Origin of the sequence: Sphaerisporangium sp. NPDC051011, assembly GCF_040653595.1 — a bacterium.
In the GTDB taxonomy this organism is placed as follows: Bacteria; Actinomycetota; Actinomycetes; order Streptosporangiales; family Streptosporangiaceae; genus Sphaerisporangium.
This window is the reverse complement of the sequence record NZ_JBFAGG010000013.1, coordinates 1-16,544: the sequence shown is the minus strand read 5'-3', so window position 1 is coordinate 16,544 and position 16,544 is coordinate 1. Positions and strand designations below refer to the sequence as shown.

Annotated in this window: 13 protein-coding genes; 6 read left to right on the top strand and 7 right to left on the bottom strand. The window is 67.5% G+C overall.

Translation table 11 applies throughout. The annotated features are described in order from the left end of the window. Positions 1 to 59 precede the first annotated feature (59 nt). The 4 genes from AB0H21_RS27790 to AB0H21_RS27775 all read right to left on the bottom strand — a co-directional run bounded on the left by AB0H21_RS27790 (position 60) and on the right by AB0H21_RS27775 (position 4,547). Entirely contained in the window at positions 60 to 950 is an 891-nt protein-coding gene (locus tag AB0H21_RS27790) for a MurR/RpiR family transcriptional regulator (protein ID WP_358522100.1), read from the bottom strand. Between the two features lie 267 nt (positions 951 to 1,217). Continuing rightward, positions 1,218 to 1,577, bottom strand: a complete 360-nt coding sequence (locus AB0H21_RS27785) for a hypothetical protein (protein ID WP_358522097.1) — start codon at positions 1,575 to 1,577, stop codon at positions 1,218 to 1,220. Positions 1,578 to 2,179: 602 nt separating this feature from the next. After that, positions 2,180 to 3,214, bottom strand: a complete 1,035-nt coding sequence (locus tag AB0H21_RS27780; RefSeq protein WP_358522094.1) for a protein kinase family protein — start codon at positions 3,212 to 3,214, stop codon at positions 2,180 to 2,182. 697 nt (positions 3,215 to 3,911) lie between these two features. Then, on the bottom strand, positions 3,912 to 4,547 hold the full coding sequence (locus AB0H21_RS27775) for a TetR family transcriptional regulator (protein ID WP_358522091.1): 636 nt from the start codon (positions 4,545 to 4,547) through the stop codon (positions 3,912 to 3,914). A gap of 106 nt (positions 4,548 to 4,653) precedes the next feature. Here AB0H21_RS27775 and AB0H21_RS27770 point away from each other — a divergent pair, with 106 nt between their 5' ends. The 3 genes from AB0H21_RS27770 to AB0H21_RS27760 all read left to right on the top strand — a co-directional run bounded on the left by AB0H21_RS27770 (position 4,654) and on the right by AB0H21_RS27760 (position 8,859). Beyond that, entirely contained in the window at positions 4,654 to 4,788 is a 135-nt protein-coding gene (locus AB0H21_RS27770) for a hypothetical protein (RefSeq protein ID WP_358522088.1), read from the top strand. Positions 4,789 to 4,815: 27 nt separating this feature from the next. Then, a complete protein-coding gene (locus AB0H21_RS27765; protein ID WP_358522084.1) occupies positions 4,816 to 7,968 on the top strand; it encodes a cytochrome P450 in 3,153 nt (1,050 codons plus the stop codon). Positions 7,969 to 8,277: 309 nt separating this feature from the next. Continuing rightward, entirely contained in the window at positions 8,278 to 8,859 is a 582-nt protein-coding gene (locus tag AB0H21_RS27760) for a DUF6461 domain-containing protein (RefSeq protein ID WP_358522081.1), read from the top strand. A 261-nt stretch (positions 8,860 to 9,120) separates the two neighbouring features. Here the strand turns inward: AB0H21_RS27760 and AB0H21_RS27755 are convergent, their stop codons facing one another. Together AB0H21_RS27755 and AB0H21_RS27750 are read right to left on the bottom strand one after the other, a co-directional pair. Continuing rightward, entirely contained in the window at positions 9,121 to 9,327 is a 207-nt protein-coding gene (locus AB0H21_RS27755) for a DUF397 domain-containing protein (RefSeq protein ID WP_358522078.1), read from the bottom strand. Next, positions 9,327 to 10,175 (bottom strand): helix-turn-helix transcriptional regulator, encoded by an 849-nt coding sequence (locus AB0H21_RS27750; protein WP_358522075.1) that lies wholly within the window; start codon positions 10,173 to 10,175, stop codon positions 9,327 to 9,329. Before AB0H21_RS27750 ends, AB0H21_RS27755 begins: the two co-directional genes overlap by 1 nt. 279 nt (positions 10,176 to 10,454) lie before the next feature. On the opposite strand from AB0H21_RS27750, the gene AB0H21_RS27745 reads away from it, so the two are divergent. Continuing rightward, the gene (locus AB0H21_RS27745) at positions 10,455 to 10,697 is read left to right on the top strand and encodes a hypothetical protein (protein ID WP_358522073.1); all 243 of its coding nucleotides are present in this window, start codon (positions 10,455 to 10,457) and stop codon (positions 10,695 to 10,697) included. Further along, on the top strand, positions 10,697 to 11,107 hold the full coding sequence (locus AB0H21_RS27740; RefSeq protein ID WP_358522070.1) for an ATP-binding protein: 411 nt from the start codon (positions 10,697 to 10,699) through the stop codon (positions 11,105 to 11,107). The genes AB0H21_RS27745 and AB0H21_RS27740 overlap by 1 nt, the downstream gene beginning before the upstream one ends. Before the next feature lie 311 nt (positions 11,108 to 11,418). Here AB0H21_RS27740 and AB0H21_RS27735 read toward each other — a convergent pair whose 3' ends face one another. Continuing rightward, a complete protein-coding gene (locus AB0H21_RS27735) occupies positions 11,419 to 13,146 on the bottom strand; it encodes a DUF885 domain-containing protein (RefSeq protein WP_358522069.1) in 1,728 nt (575 codons plus the stop codon). A gap of 698 nt (positions 13,147 to 13,844) precedes the next feature. On the opposite strand from AB0H21_RS27735, the gene AB0H21_RS27730 reads away from it, so the two are divergent. Continuing rightward, positions 13,845 to 16,544, top strand: a 2,700-nt coding sequence (locus AB0H21_RS27730) for a GDSL-type esterase/lipase family protein (protein WP_358522066.1), incomplete at its 3' end; no start/stop codon positions are given.

Here is a 16,544-nt window from a genome sequence, read left to right as displayed (position 1 = left end):
GCCGTCCGGTCGTTCCCTGGCCCGTCCCGGGCCCTCCCGCCGAGGGGACCTCCAGCCGCTCACTCGGTGAGGAACAGCCGGCGTTCGGCGGCGCTGCTCTCGAACTCCTCGATCGACGCCTGTTCCCGGGTCGGCAGCGCGTCGACCATCGCCTGCACGAGCAGCGTGCACAGCACGCTCGGCGCCGCCTGCGAGTCGAAGGCGAACTGCGAACTCACCGGGGCCGTCAGGACGGCGTCGGCGTGCTCGGCCAGCGCGCCCACCGCATGGTCGCTGACGAGCGCCACCCGCAACCCCGCCCGTCGCGCCCAGACGAGCCCGTCGCGCAGCTCGCGCGGGTAGCGGGGCAGGCCGAAGGCGAGCGTCCACTCGGCTCCGGCGTCCCTGGCCCGGGTCAGCCCGTCCTCCAACGTCGACCCCGGCGCGTCGAGCACCCGCACGTCCGGGTGCGCCTTGGCCGCCAACTGGCCGAACAGCCGTGCCAGCGGCGCGGACACCCGCAACCCGACGACGGGCAACGGCCGCGACGCCGCCATGGCCGCCGCCACCTGGGTGAGTCTGCGGGTGTCGGCCAGCGAGTCGCGCAGCAGTTCCAGGTTGCGGATCTCGGAGTCGACCATGGCCTGGACCGGGTTCGACACGACCGGCACGGCGTCCGGGCCCCTGCCGTCCCGTAGCGCGGTCCGCAGGTCGTCGCGGAACTCGGGGAAACCGGCGTACCCGAGCGCGACGGCGAAGCGCGTCACCGACGGCTGGCTGATGCCGACCGCCTCGGCGAGGTCGTTCCCGGTGAGGAACACCGCGTCCGCCGGCCGCTCCAGCAGATGCCGCGCGATCCGCCGCTGCGCCGGCGACAGCCGATGCCCCTCGAAGATCTCCCTAAGCCGCCCCGCCACCCGCGACCCATCCTCCGAGGCGACCGCGGCTCCCTGCTCGACCGGCCCGCTCACCCGAGCCGCCCCCGGATCGAGCCGTCCTCCGGCGCACTTTCACTCGTCACCACGAATGCATAATTTCATGCAACGGACCCGCTGCATAGACCCATGTCGGTTGGCATGCTCGGTCGCGCGGCCGGCCCGGCCATCGCCCACGGGGGCGCCCGGAGTGCCGACAGAGATCGCGGCACGCCCACGAAGGTCCCAGTGCCGCTGATCCGGCCGCGAGTCCAGCGATACCTGCGGCGGCACGGCGACGCCAGTAGCCGGAGGGCGCCGTCGCTACGCCTCCAACTCGATCCGCTCGAAGATGTCGGCGTCGGTCTCGCGCTGCCACTCCGGCATCTCGTCCCAGTCGGCGACATAGGAGGGCTTGGGGTCCGGGAAGTGCCGGTAGATCTGCGCGATCCAGCACAACGCCACGAAACGGCCCTTCTGCGCCCGGGTCAGCCGAGTCGCGGCACCTCCGCTGACCGCGATGAACTCCCGCACCTGCCCGTACACCGCCGCCGCAGCCTGCTGCTCCCACTCGGGAGTCTCCTCCCACGGCGCGACGTACCCTGGCTTCGGCGCACCGGGGTAGTACTTGTTCACTCCGGCGATCCACGCTTCGCGGAACACGCGTCCCTGATCGTTCTGCACGGACGGTCCTCTCGTGCGGTCGTCCCTATCCTGCTACCACGACGTCCGCACAGCCATGCGCACCACGCGGCCCAGAGTGAAGCCGCCGCGCCACCGAACGGCTAAGGCGCGAGGCCGTCGGTTCTCAGGTGGTCCAGGAAGGCCTTCCATTCCCTACGACCGAACCGGATGGCGACATCCGGTCGGCCATCGATCTCGGCAAGCCGTCGCAATTGGGCCCGTCAGTTTGAGCACCTTGCTTGGTGGCCCTGCGGGCAGGTAGGCGAGCGCCAGGGTGTGTGAGGTGGATGTGGCAGAGCGGTTGGCCCGCGTTGCCACTGACGCGGGAGACGCCACCGCCCTTCGAAAACTGGCCCAGAGGCGGCAGCGGGCTGGGGACTGGGACGGGGTCGAGACGCCTGGCCTGCGCCGCCGTCGACGCCGGACACACCCACGCGCTGTGGGAGTTGGCCCGCGGACGGGTGAGAGCGGGAATGCCGGGGGGTGTTCACGAGTACGGCTGGCCTTGGGTGATGTCCCGCGCTATGTGATCGCTTCCCGGCGGAGATGTGATCGCTTCCCGGCGGAGATGTGATCGTTTCCCGCTGGTTGGATTGGCCGGCTTATGCCCGGGCTGTCGTGAGGTCAAGCTCCGCATGGGGGTAGGGCGTCTTCTTGCTTTCGTTGATCAGTTGGTGGTGGAACTGATCGAAGATGAGGGCGGTCGCGGCGTGTCGATCGATGAGCTTGGCGACGGCGTCCGGAACGTCTTGGCGTCGTGCGTTGCCTGTGGTCCAGTCGCGGAGGAACTGGGTGTGCTGCTTGCTTCCTCGGAGGTCGCGGGGTAGGTGGTGACGGAGGAGATGGCTCGTGGTGTAGTGCCGGTCGTAGGAGAGGTGGCTGGCAAGGAAGCGGGATTCCTCGGCGGAGAGGCTGAACTGCGAGCTCAGCGCCAGTCCGAAGTCGGCGAAGTAGATCTCTTGGCCGTCGGTGAGCAGGTTGAGGAAGTGGGCGTCGAAGTGAACGAAACCGCGCGAGCTCATGAAGCTGGTTGCGTGGGCGAGGGTTTGTTCGATCCATGGGTACGGCGCGGCGGTGGCGTTGTGCGGGGTGGTTGCGCCGTGCCGGTCTGATAGCCAGGACGCCACCGCCTGGGGCAGGTGTTCGAGGACTAGGACCAGGCTGAGAGAGGACTCGGCGATGGCTTCCAATCGCCTGCGTATGGCAGGTGAACCTTCCCAGTGTGCGACGGCTTGGTCGATGCCACCGAATTCGTCGACGAATCCTTCGGGAGGAGTGTCGGGGACGATCCGCCAGTGATAGAGCAGCGGGAATCCGGCGTGGGCGTTGGTCAGCACCCAGGTGGTGATGACGTGGGCGGCCAGTTCGCGCCAGGCACCGAACCCGGCCGAGCCGATGCCGTAGTGGTAGTAGCTCGGCAGGCCGAAGAGGTTGGCTGTTGAGCGCATGTTCTCAGGACGTGTTTCCAGGTCGGTGAGGGGAACGCGCTTGGTGAACACGCGCCTTGCGTTGATCTCCAGCTCCGCTGACCGACCGCCGATACCGGTTCCCCGTGGCTCGGCCTGGGCGACGAGGTCGGCGAGTTCGCGGTCGCTCAGCATGGCCAGATGGGTGGATACGGCGTCGTAGGAGAGCATACGTGCCGCGTATGCCGAGTCGGCGCAATGCATGAACTGGACAGCTCCTTCGATGGGAGGGGCGGCCGGGTGTTGGCCACTCTTGCACAGCCCTCGGGGGAGATCTTGCTTGGCGGCAGTTCGCCCCTCGGGCGAGTTGCATGAGCGACCATGGGTCCGATATGCGATAGGCCTTCCCCGACGTCGAACGAGGAGAAGGTCATCTCATTGCGATGTACTACGACGGCGGGCGCACAGCCCAGCCCGAATCCAGAGCAGCCGAAGCGGTCCTCCGAGGTGCGGTAAACCCTGCCGGCATGGCTTGCATGGGGCCTGCACCGGGCTGACCGCACGGCCATACTCGTCGTCCGGCGCCAGAGCGAACCGGTGCTCTACCTGGAGCGCGGCGATGGGCACAAGGTAGCCGTTCTGGCCATCGAACGGGGTGACCAGTGGTTTTTCATCTGGGGTCCAGAGATGGGTACGCGACTTCGAACGTGCATGCATGGGTTCACGGTCGTCTGGATCAGGCGCCGCTGCGGTTGGAGCGACGCGCGGCCGGGAAGTCGTTCATTGCGGATAGCACCTTCCTCCTCGGCGACTTGATGATCCGCGCCGACGCCTCCGAGGTCGCCCTTGGGGGCGGCTCGCTGTGAATGCGCCACGACCTGGCATGAATGTCATCCCAACCCCTGAGACGTAACGGAACGTCGCCTCCTCATACCTTCCGGCGAGGGCGGGTGAGGGTGGCCAAGAGGGCGGCGAAGTTGTCGAGGGTCTCCACGACGGTGCCGTTGTCACGGTGGGAGAGCCAGAAGGAGATGACTCCGCTGACCACTGAATTGATCATCTCGGCGAGAACCCGTGTGTCGACGGTCAACTCGAGGCACGCCTCGTCTGTGAAGCGCTCCAAGTACGACACGGTCTTGTCGAGGTAGGCCCGGTGCTCCCAGGCCGGCAGCCCGCTCAGCTCGGGTTCCCTTAGCGCGAGGTTGACCAGTTCGCTCAGGACGAGCTGCGCCTCGGGGTCGGTCTCCACGGCCGACCAGTAGGCGCGCAACAGCATCCGGATGTTCTCGACGGGTTCGGCTTCAGGGGTGATGCCGGGCCAGGCCGCGTCCAGGGTGATGTTGATGTCGGTGGACAGCAGGGCGGCGTAGAGCTCCCGCTTGCCGCGGAAGCAGTAGTGGAAGGCGCCATGAGGCATGTCCGCCTCCGCGCAGATCGCCCGTGTTGTCGCCGCGGCGATGCCGTCACGTTTCATCACGCGCAGCGCCGCCGCCACCAGCAGTTCGCGCCGGACGTCCGCGCTGACGTGCTTCTTCGTTGCCTTATCCACCTGTGCGGAAGCCATGTCTCCAGGGTAGCAAGTTCTTGGCCATGTGACTTGGCCGTTTGACTTGGCCATGTGGCCAATTCTATGGTCGCCTCGTTGGCACGTCACAGAAGGAGTGATCGGCATGCCCGTCCGGGGTGAATCGAGTGTCGACTTCGTCAACGCCATGACCCAGACGTTCACGGCCGCCGCGCTCATCGTGGGCGCCGCCGCCGTCGCCGCGATCGTCACGCTCCGGCGGCACCGCCACAACCGCTGATCACCAGCGCAGAAAGAGGAGTTCGCCATGTCCGCGGTCAAGCCGCCGACCACCGCACCCGCGCCTGACGATTCCCAGATGCCCGGGCCGAAGGCCCTGCCGCTGCTGGGCAACCTGACCGAGTTGCTGACCACGTCCGCCGAGACGAACGTTGACTTCGCCGACGAGTATCACCGCAGGTACGGCGGCATCTTCGCCCTGACCACCGCCGGTGAACGAACAATCTTCGCCTCGAGCCATGCGCTGGTCTCGGAGATGTGCTCCAGCCCTCTGTGGACGAAGTCGGTCCACGCGGCGCTCGAGGAGGTGCGCGCCATCGCGGGCGACGGTCTGTTCACGGCCCACAACCACGAGCCGAACTGGGCGATCGCCCACCGCCTCCTCATGCCCGCCTTCGGGCCGGTCGCCATGAAGGACTACTTCCCCGTCATGCTCGACATCGCTGAGCAGATGTTCACCCGCTGGGAGCGCTTCGGACCGGACGCACGCATCGACATCCCCGACGACATGACCCGCCTGACCCTGGACACGATCGCCCTGTCCGCCTTCAACGTCCGGCTCAACTCTTTCTACTCCGAAGGGATGCACCCGTTCATCGGGGCTATGGTGCGCAGCCTCGTCGAAGCCGGCGCCCGCACCGATCGGCTGCCCGCCATCCAGCCGCTGCTGTTCAGGACCAACCGCCAGTACCGGGACGACATCGCGACCATGCGCCGTATCACCGAGGAGATCGTCGCGGCACGGACCGCGCACGCCTCCCCCACGCGCCCCGACGACCTGCTCGAACGCATGCTCACAGCGGTCGACCCCGTGACCGGGGCGAAGCTGCCGGAGGAGAACGTCCAGTACCAGCTCGCGACCTTCCTGATCGCGGGCCATGAGACGACCTCCGGCCTGCTCTCCTTCGCCACGTACGAACTGCTCACCCACCCCGATGTGCTGCGCCGGGCCCGGCAGACCGTCGATGAGGTCCTCGGCGAGCGCACACCCGGCTTCGACGACCTCGCCAACCTCGGGTACCTGGGTCAGGTCCTCCGCGAGACGCTGCGGATGCACCCGACCGCGCCCGCTTTCGCGCTCACCCCCAGCGAGGACACCACGCTGGGCGGGTACACGGTGCGCAAGGGCGAGGACGTGCTCATCATGCTCCCCACGCTCCACCGCGATCCCGCCGTCTGGAACGCCCCGGACCTCTTCGACCCCGATCGCTTCGCCCCCGGGCGGATGGCCGAGATCCCGGAGTACGCGTGGATGCCGTTCGGCCACGGCGCCCGAGCCTGCATCGGCCGGGCCTTCGCGCTCCAGGAGGCCACCCTGGTCCTGGCCATGATGCTGCAGCGCTTCGACATCGAACTCGCCGATCCGGGCTACGAACTGGTCATCCAGGAGACGTTGACGATCAAGCCCAAGAACCTCGCCATCCGTGCCACGCCCCGCCACACCCGCCCACGCGTACAACGGCCCTCCCCGGCGGACACCGGCATCACGAGCGAGAGCTCCGTGCCCAGCCACGGCACCCCGCTGCTCGTGCTCTACGGCTCGAACGGGGGGAGCAGCGAAAGCCTGGCACGCACGATCGCCGCCGACGGGGCTCTGCGCGGCTGGAAGACGACCGTGGCCGCGCTGGACGAATACGCAGAACGCCTCCCCACGACCGGACCGGTGGCCATCGTCACCTCCTCCTACAACGGCACCCCGCCCGACAACGCACGGCGCTTCCTCACCTGGCTCACCACGGCCGAACCCGACCTGAGCGGCGTCGACTACCTCGTGCTCGGCTGCGGAAGCCTGGACTGGGCGGCCACCTACCAGCGAGTCCCCACGCTCCTCGACGAGGCGATGCGGGCCGCGGGGTCTCGCCGCATCCGCGAACGCGGCACGATCGACGCCCGCACCGACTTCTTCGGCGACTGGGAGCGCTGGTACGAACCGCTGTGGTCGCTCCTGGCCGACGAGTACCGCGTCGAACGAATCGCGCAGACCGGCCCCCGCTTCCGCGTCATCGAGGCAGACGACGAGCACGAGGACAGCCACGGGCCCGCGGTCGTGCTGGACAACCACGAGCTCGTACGCCACCCCGGCCGCGGGTCCAAGCGTCACCTGGAGATCCGTCTCCCGGACGGCGTGCGCTATCGGACCGGTGACTACCTCTCGGTCCTGCCCCAGAACGACCCCAGCCTGGTCGCCAGGATGATCGAACGCCTCGGCCTGCGCGGCGGCCGGATCTGCACGATCGAATCGAGCGCGCCCCTAGGACTGGTCCCCATCGGACGTGCGCTACGCGTGGACGATCTGCTGACCCGCTACGTCGACCTGGCGGCCCCCGCTTCCCCGGGCGTCGTGGCCCGGCTGGCGAAGACGACCGGCTGCCCGCCGGAACGGGTGCAGCTCGAACGCCTCGGCGGCGACGACCACGCCGACCACGTGCTGCGCCGCCGGCTGACGCTGATCGACCTGCTCGAGACATTCGCCTCGTGCCAGGTGGACCTCGCCCTCGCGCTCGAACTGCTGCCCGCGCCCCGACCGCGCCAGTACTCGATCAGCTCCGCCGCCGAAGAACAAGGCGAGGTGGCCCTGACCGTGTCAGTGCTCGAGGGCCCGGCACTGTCCGGGCAAGGCACCTTCCGCGGTGTGGCATCGAGCTACCTGCAGCGTGTGCGCCCCGGTGATCGCATCGTCGCCACCATCACCTCCCCTTCGGACGCGTTCCGGCCACCGGCCGACACCGGCACCCCTGCCGTCATGATCGCCGCCGGCTCGGGCATCGCTCCGTTCCGCGGCTTCATCCGGGCACGCATGAGCGCCGCGGCGTCCGGACAGGACGTGGGACCCACGGTGCTGTTTTTCGGCTGCCGGCACCCCGAATGGGACGACCTCTACGCCGCCGAGTTCATCGAGCACGCGGAAGCCGGCCGCCTTGAAATCCACCGAGCGTACTCCCGGCTGGCCGATGGCGAGCTTCGCTACGTTCAGCACCGGCTGTGGGAACAGCGCGAGCGTGTACGCGCCCTGATCGGCGACGGGGCACACGTGTACGTCTGCGGCGATGCGACGGGCATGGGACCGGCCGTAGAGGAGACACTCCAGCGAATCGGCACGACGATCTCGGACGACCAGGACGGTAGCGGGTGGCTGGAGGAGATGCGCAAAGCGGGACGCTACGCGACAGACGTGTACTGATCATGCTCCGGACCGCGGCGGCACTGCTGTTCGAAGCTCTCGATGGACGGCATCTTCAGAGGTGACAGAGAGGCTTAGTCACTCAGTTGGTCACTCACGCCCCGTTTCCATGATCGGAAACGGGGCGTTTTTGCAGGTGGAGCCTAGGAGTCGAACCCCTGACTTCCTGCTTGCATATCGGCCTGATCGCCTGGGGGAACATGCCTGACCTCAAGAGCAAGCCTCCGGCTGGGTCCCCGTGACTCCCCCCTGTTCACCGCCCTTAATGGCACGCTAATGGCACGACGATCAACGGATGAGGTGTCGCGGATGGCTTTTACCTACGACGATGTTGCCTGGCTGGCCGAAGACGATGAGCTGGGCGATCTGTGGTGCCTGACCTTCGTGCATGGAGTCAGCGAGGTGGAGGCGCTTCGCCGACTGGGGGCCGACCAGGAGAGCATCCGGCCGCTCACCTATGACGAGTTGATAGACGAGGGCCTCTTTCCTGAGACGGTGCTCGCGGGGCGGGTGGGCGAATGGACGGTTCTCATCGAGGAGAGCGGGTGGACGTGCACGGAAGCCGACAAGGCACAGGCGCTGTCGGCTGGGACCGTGACCGTGGCGGTGCTACGGCACGATTACGCATCCGACGACTTCGTCTACGCAGTGGACGGGGTACTGGTCACGTACTTTAACCCCAAGATTCCAGAGTGGCGGCACGGGAGTGATCCTGATCGGCTCAACGACCTGATACGGGAGGCGGGACTTGATCCCGATGACGTACCTGGAACCGGCGCAAAGGCGCCGTCGTCGGTATCCGGAGCGCTTCTCCTCGCGGCCCGGTTGACCGGCGTGGTACTGCCCCCGGAAATCGTGAAAATGCCGCTCATGAGCGGCGTCGTCGGTTGACCTGTCCACGATGGCACACCGCCGCCGCCGCGGCCTGACGCTCCCACTCGGGAGTCTCCTCCCACGGCGCGACAAATCCCGCCTTCGGCTCACCCGGGTAGTGCTTGCGTACCCCGGAGATCCACGCTTCGCGGAACACGCGCCCCTGATCATTCTGCACAGGCGGTCCTCTCGTGCGGTCGTCCCTATCGTGCTACCACGACGTCCGCACAGCCATGCGCACCACGCGGCCCAGAGTGAAGCCGCCGCGCCACCGAACGGCTAAGGCGCGAGGCCGTCGGTTCTCAGGTGGTCCAGGAAGGCCTTCCATTCGCTACGACCGAACCGGAGGATGGGGCCTCCAGGCCTCTTGGAATCCCTGAGCGCAATGGTGTCGTCGATCTTCGCGATCTCCACGCAGTCGTTTCCACCACCGCTGAAGCTGCTCTTCCACCACGACACGCCAACAAGGTCAAACTGGTCGGACACTACAACTCCTCAGCCGCTGCCGCGATCACCTTCGCGGTCTCCTCGACGTCCAGCGCGAGTTCACAAATCCGCTCGAACAAGAGCGTATAGCGTTGAACTTCCTCGACACTCTCCAAATAGAGGTCGCCCATGGCTCCCTCAACGTAGGCGACGTCAGGGGCGTGCTCTTCAGGGAAGCGGAACAGGACGAACGGACCTTCGATCGCCGCGTGCGCCCCAGCACCGAACGGAATGATCCGGATGGCGACATCCGGTCGGCCATCGATCTCGGCAAGCCGTCGCAATTGGGCGCGCATTGTCGAGGGTCCACCGACCGGCCGCCGTACCACGGCCTCGTTGAGGAGACAGACGAGCTGCGGACTGTGGTCACGATCGAGGACGGCGAGTTGGCGTGCCATGCGGGCTTCGACGCGACGCTCGGTCTCTTCAGGGGGCAATCCTGGCCGGACAGCGGTGATGACCGCGCGAGCGTACTCGCTGGTTTGGAGCAGCCCTGGTACCAGCTCAGATTGGTATACGCGTAGCAGGGATGCGGCGTCTTCCAAGGCCACGAAGGACCCGGTGAAGACATCACTGTAGGGAGTCCACCAGCCTCGGCGCCGGGCATCTCGGGCGAGTTGGATGAGCGCATCGCGCTGAGGGCTCGCCACGCCGTACAGGTCGAGTAGCTCTTTGACGTCGATCCAGTCGACGCGCGGACTTCGGGCGTTCTCCAGCCGAAACAACTTGCTGGAGTGCCAGCCCATCTCGGCGGCGACCCGCTCCTGCGTGAGGCCGGCTTTCAGGCGTAGCTCTCGCAGGGACTGGGCGAGACGCCGCTGCCTGACAGTGGGGATGTGATCTGCCATGACATTCCGCTCCAAATGGGTGATATCTAGCCGACTTACAGGGCCTGCAAGTTACATGGCTTGCAACACGGGCAACCGTGCGTCACACTGCGTATCGCATGGTTCCACAGATCGTTACCCCTGAAGGCCAGATCTCCGGAAGCGAGCACAGCCATGGGTCCGATATGCGATCGGCCTTCCCCGACGTCGAACGAGGAGAAGGTCATCTCATTGCGATGTACTACGACGGCGGGCGCACAGCCCAGCCCGAATCCAGAGCAGCCGAAGCGGTCCTCCGAGGTGCGCTACACCTTGCTGGCATGGCTTGCATGGGGCCTGCACCGGGCTGACCGCACGGCCATACTCGTCGTCCGGCGCCAGAGCGAACCGGTGCTCTACCTGGAGCGCGGCGATGGGCACAAGGTAGCCGTTCTGGCCATCGAACGGGGTGACCAGTGGTTTTTCATCTGGGGTCCGGAGATGGGCGTACCGGCTGAGCGGCAGTCCACTACCGTAGAGACGATCGCGCAGGCGGTGGCGTGATGAACTCCTCCACCGTCATCGGAGCGCTGACCGTCCCCGGCTCTGCGCAGAACATTGCAGAAGCCCGCCGCTTCCTAGTGAAACTTCTCGGTGCGGACCACCAGGACATCGAGGCCGGCAGGCTTCTCCTCAGCGAACTGATCGGAAACAGCATCCGCCACAGTGCCAGCGGGCGAGGGGGCTCGGTGACCGTCGCAGTGCTCGACGTCGACGGCGCTCTGCGTGTCGAAGTGGCCGACGGCGGCGGCGAGACCGTCCCCTGCCTGTGTTCAAGAGGAATGCTCCTGGAATCAGGGCGCGGCATTAAGCTCGTCGACGTCATGGCGACGCGATGGGGATTCACCCGCGACTCCAGGGCGAGCACCACGACATGGTTCGAACTCGGCAACACCCGGTGCCCATCACGCTGAAGCACTGCGGATCATCGATGGTCCGGGGCAGCGATGCTCGGTTACCCAACGCTTCGGCCAGGGAATCTGCCTAACACGCTACTCACGCTGATCACGGGAACGTCCGCATCGCTACGAACCGGTGGGCCGCTCGGCTCCTAGCCAAAGTCAGCCACTTCTCGGTCTCACCCACGCAAGAGCGTCTGATCGGCCGTCCTGCACGGCCGATCAGACGTGGGGTCGGCAGGGGCCAGGCCGCGAAGCGCGTGAGGCTCACAGGCGCGAACGCGGGCCTGGGCGAAGGCCGCGGTCCGGGGTCGGTTCGTGTCGCGTCAGGCCGGGACCGTGGCGATCCAGGTGGTGACGATCTGGTCGAGGACGTCGAGGGGGACGGCGGCGTTGCCGAGGACGGTGGCGTGGAAGGCGCGGATGTCGAAGCGGGGGCCGAGGCGGGTTTCGGCGAGGTCGCGCAGGCGGCGGATCTCGCGGCGGCCGATCATGTACGCCAGGGCCTGGCCGGGCCAGGAGATGTACCGGTCGATCTCGTTGCGGACGTTGGCCCGGGTGGTCGCGGTGTTGTCCCACATGAACTCCATGGCCTTCTGCCGGGACCAGCCGAAGTGGTGCATGCCGGTGTCGACGACCAGGCGGCAGGCGCGCAGCGCGTCGAACGACAGCATGCCGAGCCGGGCGATCTCGGAGGTGTAGAGCCCCATCTCGTCGGCCAGTCGCTCGCTGTAGAGGCCCCAGCCCTCGACATACCCGCACACCTCGACGTCCAGGAAGCGCCGGTACTCGGGCAGGTCGGTCAGCGTCTGCGCGGAGGCGATCTGCAGGTGGTGGCCGGGCGTGCTCTCGTGGAAGGCCAGCGCCTCGTACTCGTACACGAACCGCTCGCCCGGGTCGGTGGTGAGCACGCAGAAGGCGCCGGGACGCGAGCCGTCGCCGGAGGGCCCGCGGTAGTACGCGAGCGCGGCGTTGCCTGCCTCGATCGGGTTGATCTCCTCGACGACGCAGCCGGCGATGCCGTAGTCGGGGAACCAGTCCTTACCGGCCACCTCGGCGCGGCGCAGGGCGTCTGTGACGGCGCCGACGATCTCGGTTGCGCTTCCGAAGCGCAGCGAGGGGTCCTCGCGCAGCCGCTTGCGGATCTCCTCGACGTCGCCGGTGCCGAGCGCCCGGCCGCCCACCTCGGCCCATTCGTCCCGCAGGGCGGCGAGGCAGTCAAGGCCGATCTGGTGGATCTCCTCGGGCGTGAGGCCGGTGGTGGTGTGCCGCCGCACGGCCGCGCGGTAGCCTTCCTCGCCGCCCGGGACGAACCGGACACCGACCCGGTCGTCGGGACGGGCCACCGGCAGCAGTTCCTCCTCCAGCCCGGCGAGCAGGCGGCGCAGCGCGGGCCGTACGGACCCGGCGACGATCTCGGCTGCGCGGGCCCGCACCCGGCCGGCGTCGATTCCCTCGGGCAGCTTGGGGCTGAGCAGGGTGTCGTCCTCCAGCGGGAGAGCGAGGTGCCCGGTGAGCTGGTCGATCGCCTGGCCGACGCCGACGCGGGTCGGGATCCGCCCGTCCGCCTTGGCGCGCAGGTGCCGGTCGAGGACCGCGTCGAGGAACGGCGGCAGGGCGGCCAGGCGCTCCAGGTACGCCTCGGCGCCGGCGGCGTCGGTGATGGACGTGGCCGGGACCGCCATGAACATCATCGACTGCGGCGCCGAGTAGCCGTCCGCGGACGCGCCCGTCTCCCACAGCGCGTGTTCCAGGTCGGCCCGCATCGCCCAGGCGAGACGGCCGAGCACGGCGTGGTTGACGTGGTCGGCCTGGTTCAGGCCCGCCGGGTCGATCTCCGCGAGCCGCCGTTCCAGGTCGCCCAGCTTCGCGGCGACGGCGGCGGAGCCCTCCCGGCTGACGTCGGGCACCAGGCCGTCGAAGCCCGAGACGCCGAGCACCGTGGCGCTGAACGGGTCGGCGGAGTGCTTGACCTGGAAGAACTCCGCGCTGAGCCGCGCGAGCCGCTCGTCGGGTCCGAGGGCCGTCTCGGCCGGGGGCTGGTCGTCCGCCACCTTTTCTCCTCTGGTCAACATCGTTCACGAGGTCGTCTCCTTAGGTTGTACACGACGGTTTCGGGAAATGTCCGGCCCCCGGCTGGGAAGCGCCCCGCATTTGGTTGACTTCGAAGGAAAACCACGCTTTCGCGCGGCGCCCCGAACAGGTCAGTTCTTGTAGCCGGCCAGTCGGCTGATCTCCTGGTGTTCGGCGGACCGGGTGTCGATGATGGTCTTCGCGACGTTCTTCAACACCGAGCCGGACACGATGCGCCTGCGCCTCTGTCACCTTCCGGCCCGCCTGTCCCGCCACGCCCGCCGTCGCATCCTGCGCGTCGAGCGGACCTGGCCCTGGCCGGCGGCGTTCACCACCAGCTGGAACAGGATCACTCAGCTTCCGCCCGCTACCTGACGGCCGGCTCACGTCCTGACGAGGACCAGGAAGGAGGAGAACCCGCAACCTCCGGGCACCCGGCGTACCCGCGGCGTCACGCGACGGTCCATCCTCCAACAGCAGAGGACATTACAGGCGAAAAGTAGCAACCGAAACCCGCTGGCGAATCAAAGTTAACGAAACGTTCACGCCGCACTCGTCTGGGTTGGAGAAGATCACCTCCCCGATTTGAGAGGTAAGCGTGAACACGCGAAGATCGACCGGCCGTGTGGCCTTGGTCCTGTCCGTCGTGGTGGCTGTGTTCGTCGGCCTGATATCCCCGGTGGCAGCGGCAGACGACCGAGGGCTCAGCGAGGACTTGGTCCTCACCCTCAACGCCTCGGACATCGGCGTCACAACTGCCGACCTGCGGAACATCGTTCCCGCGATGCAGGCAGATATCAGGGACCACGGCGGACTGGGCAACGCGGTCAAGCAGACGCTCGCGGACAGCAATGTGAGCACCAACGTCAATACCTCGGAGTGGCCGAATTTCCAGGGCACGGTGGACGTGACCTCGGGCGGCCTGGCCATCACCATCCCGAGGGGGCAGATCACCACCGCCGGCTTCTGGTCGGGGGTCGCCGCCTCGCTGATCGGCTACGCCGCGGGGTACGGGCTCAGGGTGCTGTGCATCGCGGGCTTGACCTCCACCGGGGTGGGCGCCGCGACCATCCCGCTGGTCTGCACCCCCCTCCAAGGCGCCGTTACCGGCATCGTGACGGCGATCGTGAACCACGGGTTCGCCGGAGACCTGGGCTCCAGGGAGTCGATCAGGGACATCATCATCGGTGGGCTTGTCGGACTGTCCATTGGTGCCCTGTGGGAGAAGTATTTCTCCCCGTGGGCGAAGACCCATGTCGCCAGGGCCTTCAAGGACGTCGGTACCTGGATCAGGAACAAGGTGCCCTGGGTCGACTCCTGGCTCGGAACCAGTGCCGCCGAGCAGGCGGATCATCTCGGCCAGGAGCTTGAGGCACTGGAGGGACTCCTCGACGAAGCGATGAGGGACTGGGGTGGGCTGCATCCCTCGGACCGTACGCTGCGGCTGATGCCCCTCGGAGACTCGATCACCTACGGCATAGGTGATCCGGACGGGAACGGCTATCGCGACCACCTGGCCGCCTCACTCAAGCGGCGCTCGGTCACTGTGGAATTCGTTGGCTCGCAGAAGAACGGCACCATGAGCAACCCGGAGAACAACGGGTACCCGGGATGGACCATCGATCAGATCGCCGGGCCTGCGGGCAGAGACGTTCCGGTGATGCGTCCGGACGTGGTCACGCTCATGGCGGGTACCAACGACATGATCCACAACGTCGACCCGGGCAACGCGATCAACCGGCTGCAGCGCTTGATCGATGGCGTGCTGGCGGCGAACCCGGCCGGGTTCGTGGTCGTCGCGACGCTGACCCCGTGCACCGACGCGGCGGTTCAGGCTCGTATGGATTCCTACAACGCGCAGGTCCGGCAGCAAGTCGGAGCGCGGGTGTCGAAGGGCGACCGTATCGTCCTGGTGGAGATGGCCGGGGTGTCGACGCAAGGGTGGCCGGACTTCGTGCACCCCAACGATGCGTCGTATCAGCAGATGGCAGCGATCTTCTCCAACGGCGTCGCGGACGGTATCAAGCGAGGGCTGCTGCCCGGCGTCACGGTGACCGGCAGTGACGAGAACACCGGAAGCTGGGGCAGCCCGGGCGATGGCAAGGGCTTGGGCGGCACGGGCTCGGGCGATGGCAGGGGCTTGAGCGGCCAGCTCGCCACGATCAACACGGCGGACTACACGCTCAACGATGTCGCCAGGTGGCTCGGCACCGGAGGGGTCCACGCGCTGGGTGCGGCTCCCGCCGCGTCGGTCCGCTTCTTTGACTTCGACGGGGACGGCGATGACGACTACGGGATCCTCGGCCCCGCCGGTGAGCTGTACGTCTGGCGCAACGACGGCGGCGACACCTACGGAGGAAAGGGCTTTACCAACCTGGGCAAGGTCGCAAAGGGCGGCCTCACGGATCCGGCGAACGTCCGCTTCCTCGACTTCGACGGGGACGGGAAGGACGACTACGGGATCCTCGGCCCCAACGGTGAGCTGACCGTCTGGCGCAACGACGGCGGCGACGTCCCCGGCGGGCACGGGTGGACCAACCTTGGACAGGTCGCAAAGGGCGGCCTGTCCACACGCGACAACATTCGGTTCATGGACGCTGACGGCGACGGCGACGACGACTACGTCATCCTCGGCCCGAATGGAGAGATGGACCTGTGGCGCAACGACGGCGGCGACGTCCCCGGCGGGCACGGGTGGACGAATATGGGCCGTGACGCGAAGGGTGCCGGCCCTCGGGACGCCATCAGGTTCATGGATCTCGACGGCGACGGTGACGATGACTACATCGTCCTCGGGACGCAGGGAGCGATGCTGGCCTGGCGCAACAACGGTGGCGACCGTGCCGGGGGCCATGGCTGGGAGAGCCTCGGCCTCATCGGGGTCGGGACGGGCGACGGTTCCAAGGTCCAGTTCATGCACGCCGACAGGGACGGTGACGACGACTACGTGACCCTCGAGCCGGCAAACGGTGAGATGCGGCTCTGGATCAACCGCGTCCTCGACGGCGGGGCGGCCGGGGCAGAGACCGGAGGAACGGGTCAGATGGGCGGCGGCAGCGGCGGAGCGAGCGGCACCGGACTGGCGCTCATCGACACGACCAAGTACACGTTGAACGACATAAGCAAATGGCAAGGCACCGGCGTCCACGCTCAAGGTGCGGCTTCCTCCGCGTCGGTCCGGCTGATGGACTTCGACGGGGACGGGAAGGACGACTATGCGGTCCTCGGGTCCGCCGGCCAGCTGGACGTCTGGCTCAACAATGGTGGAGACAGCAACGGAGGCGCCGGCTGGAAGAGCCTCGGACGGGTCGCGCCCGGCACCGGTGACGGTTCCAAGGTCCGGTTCCTGGACTTCAACGGGGACGGGAAGGACGACTAC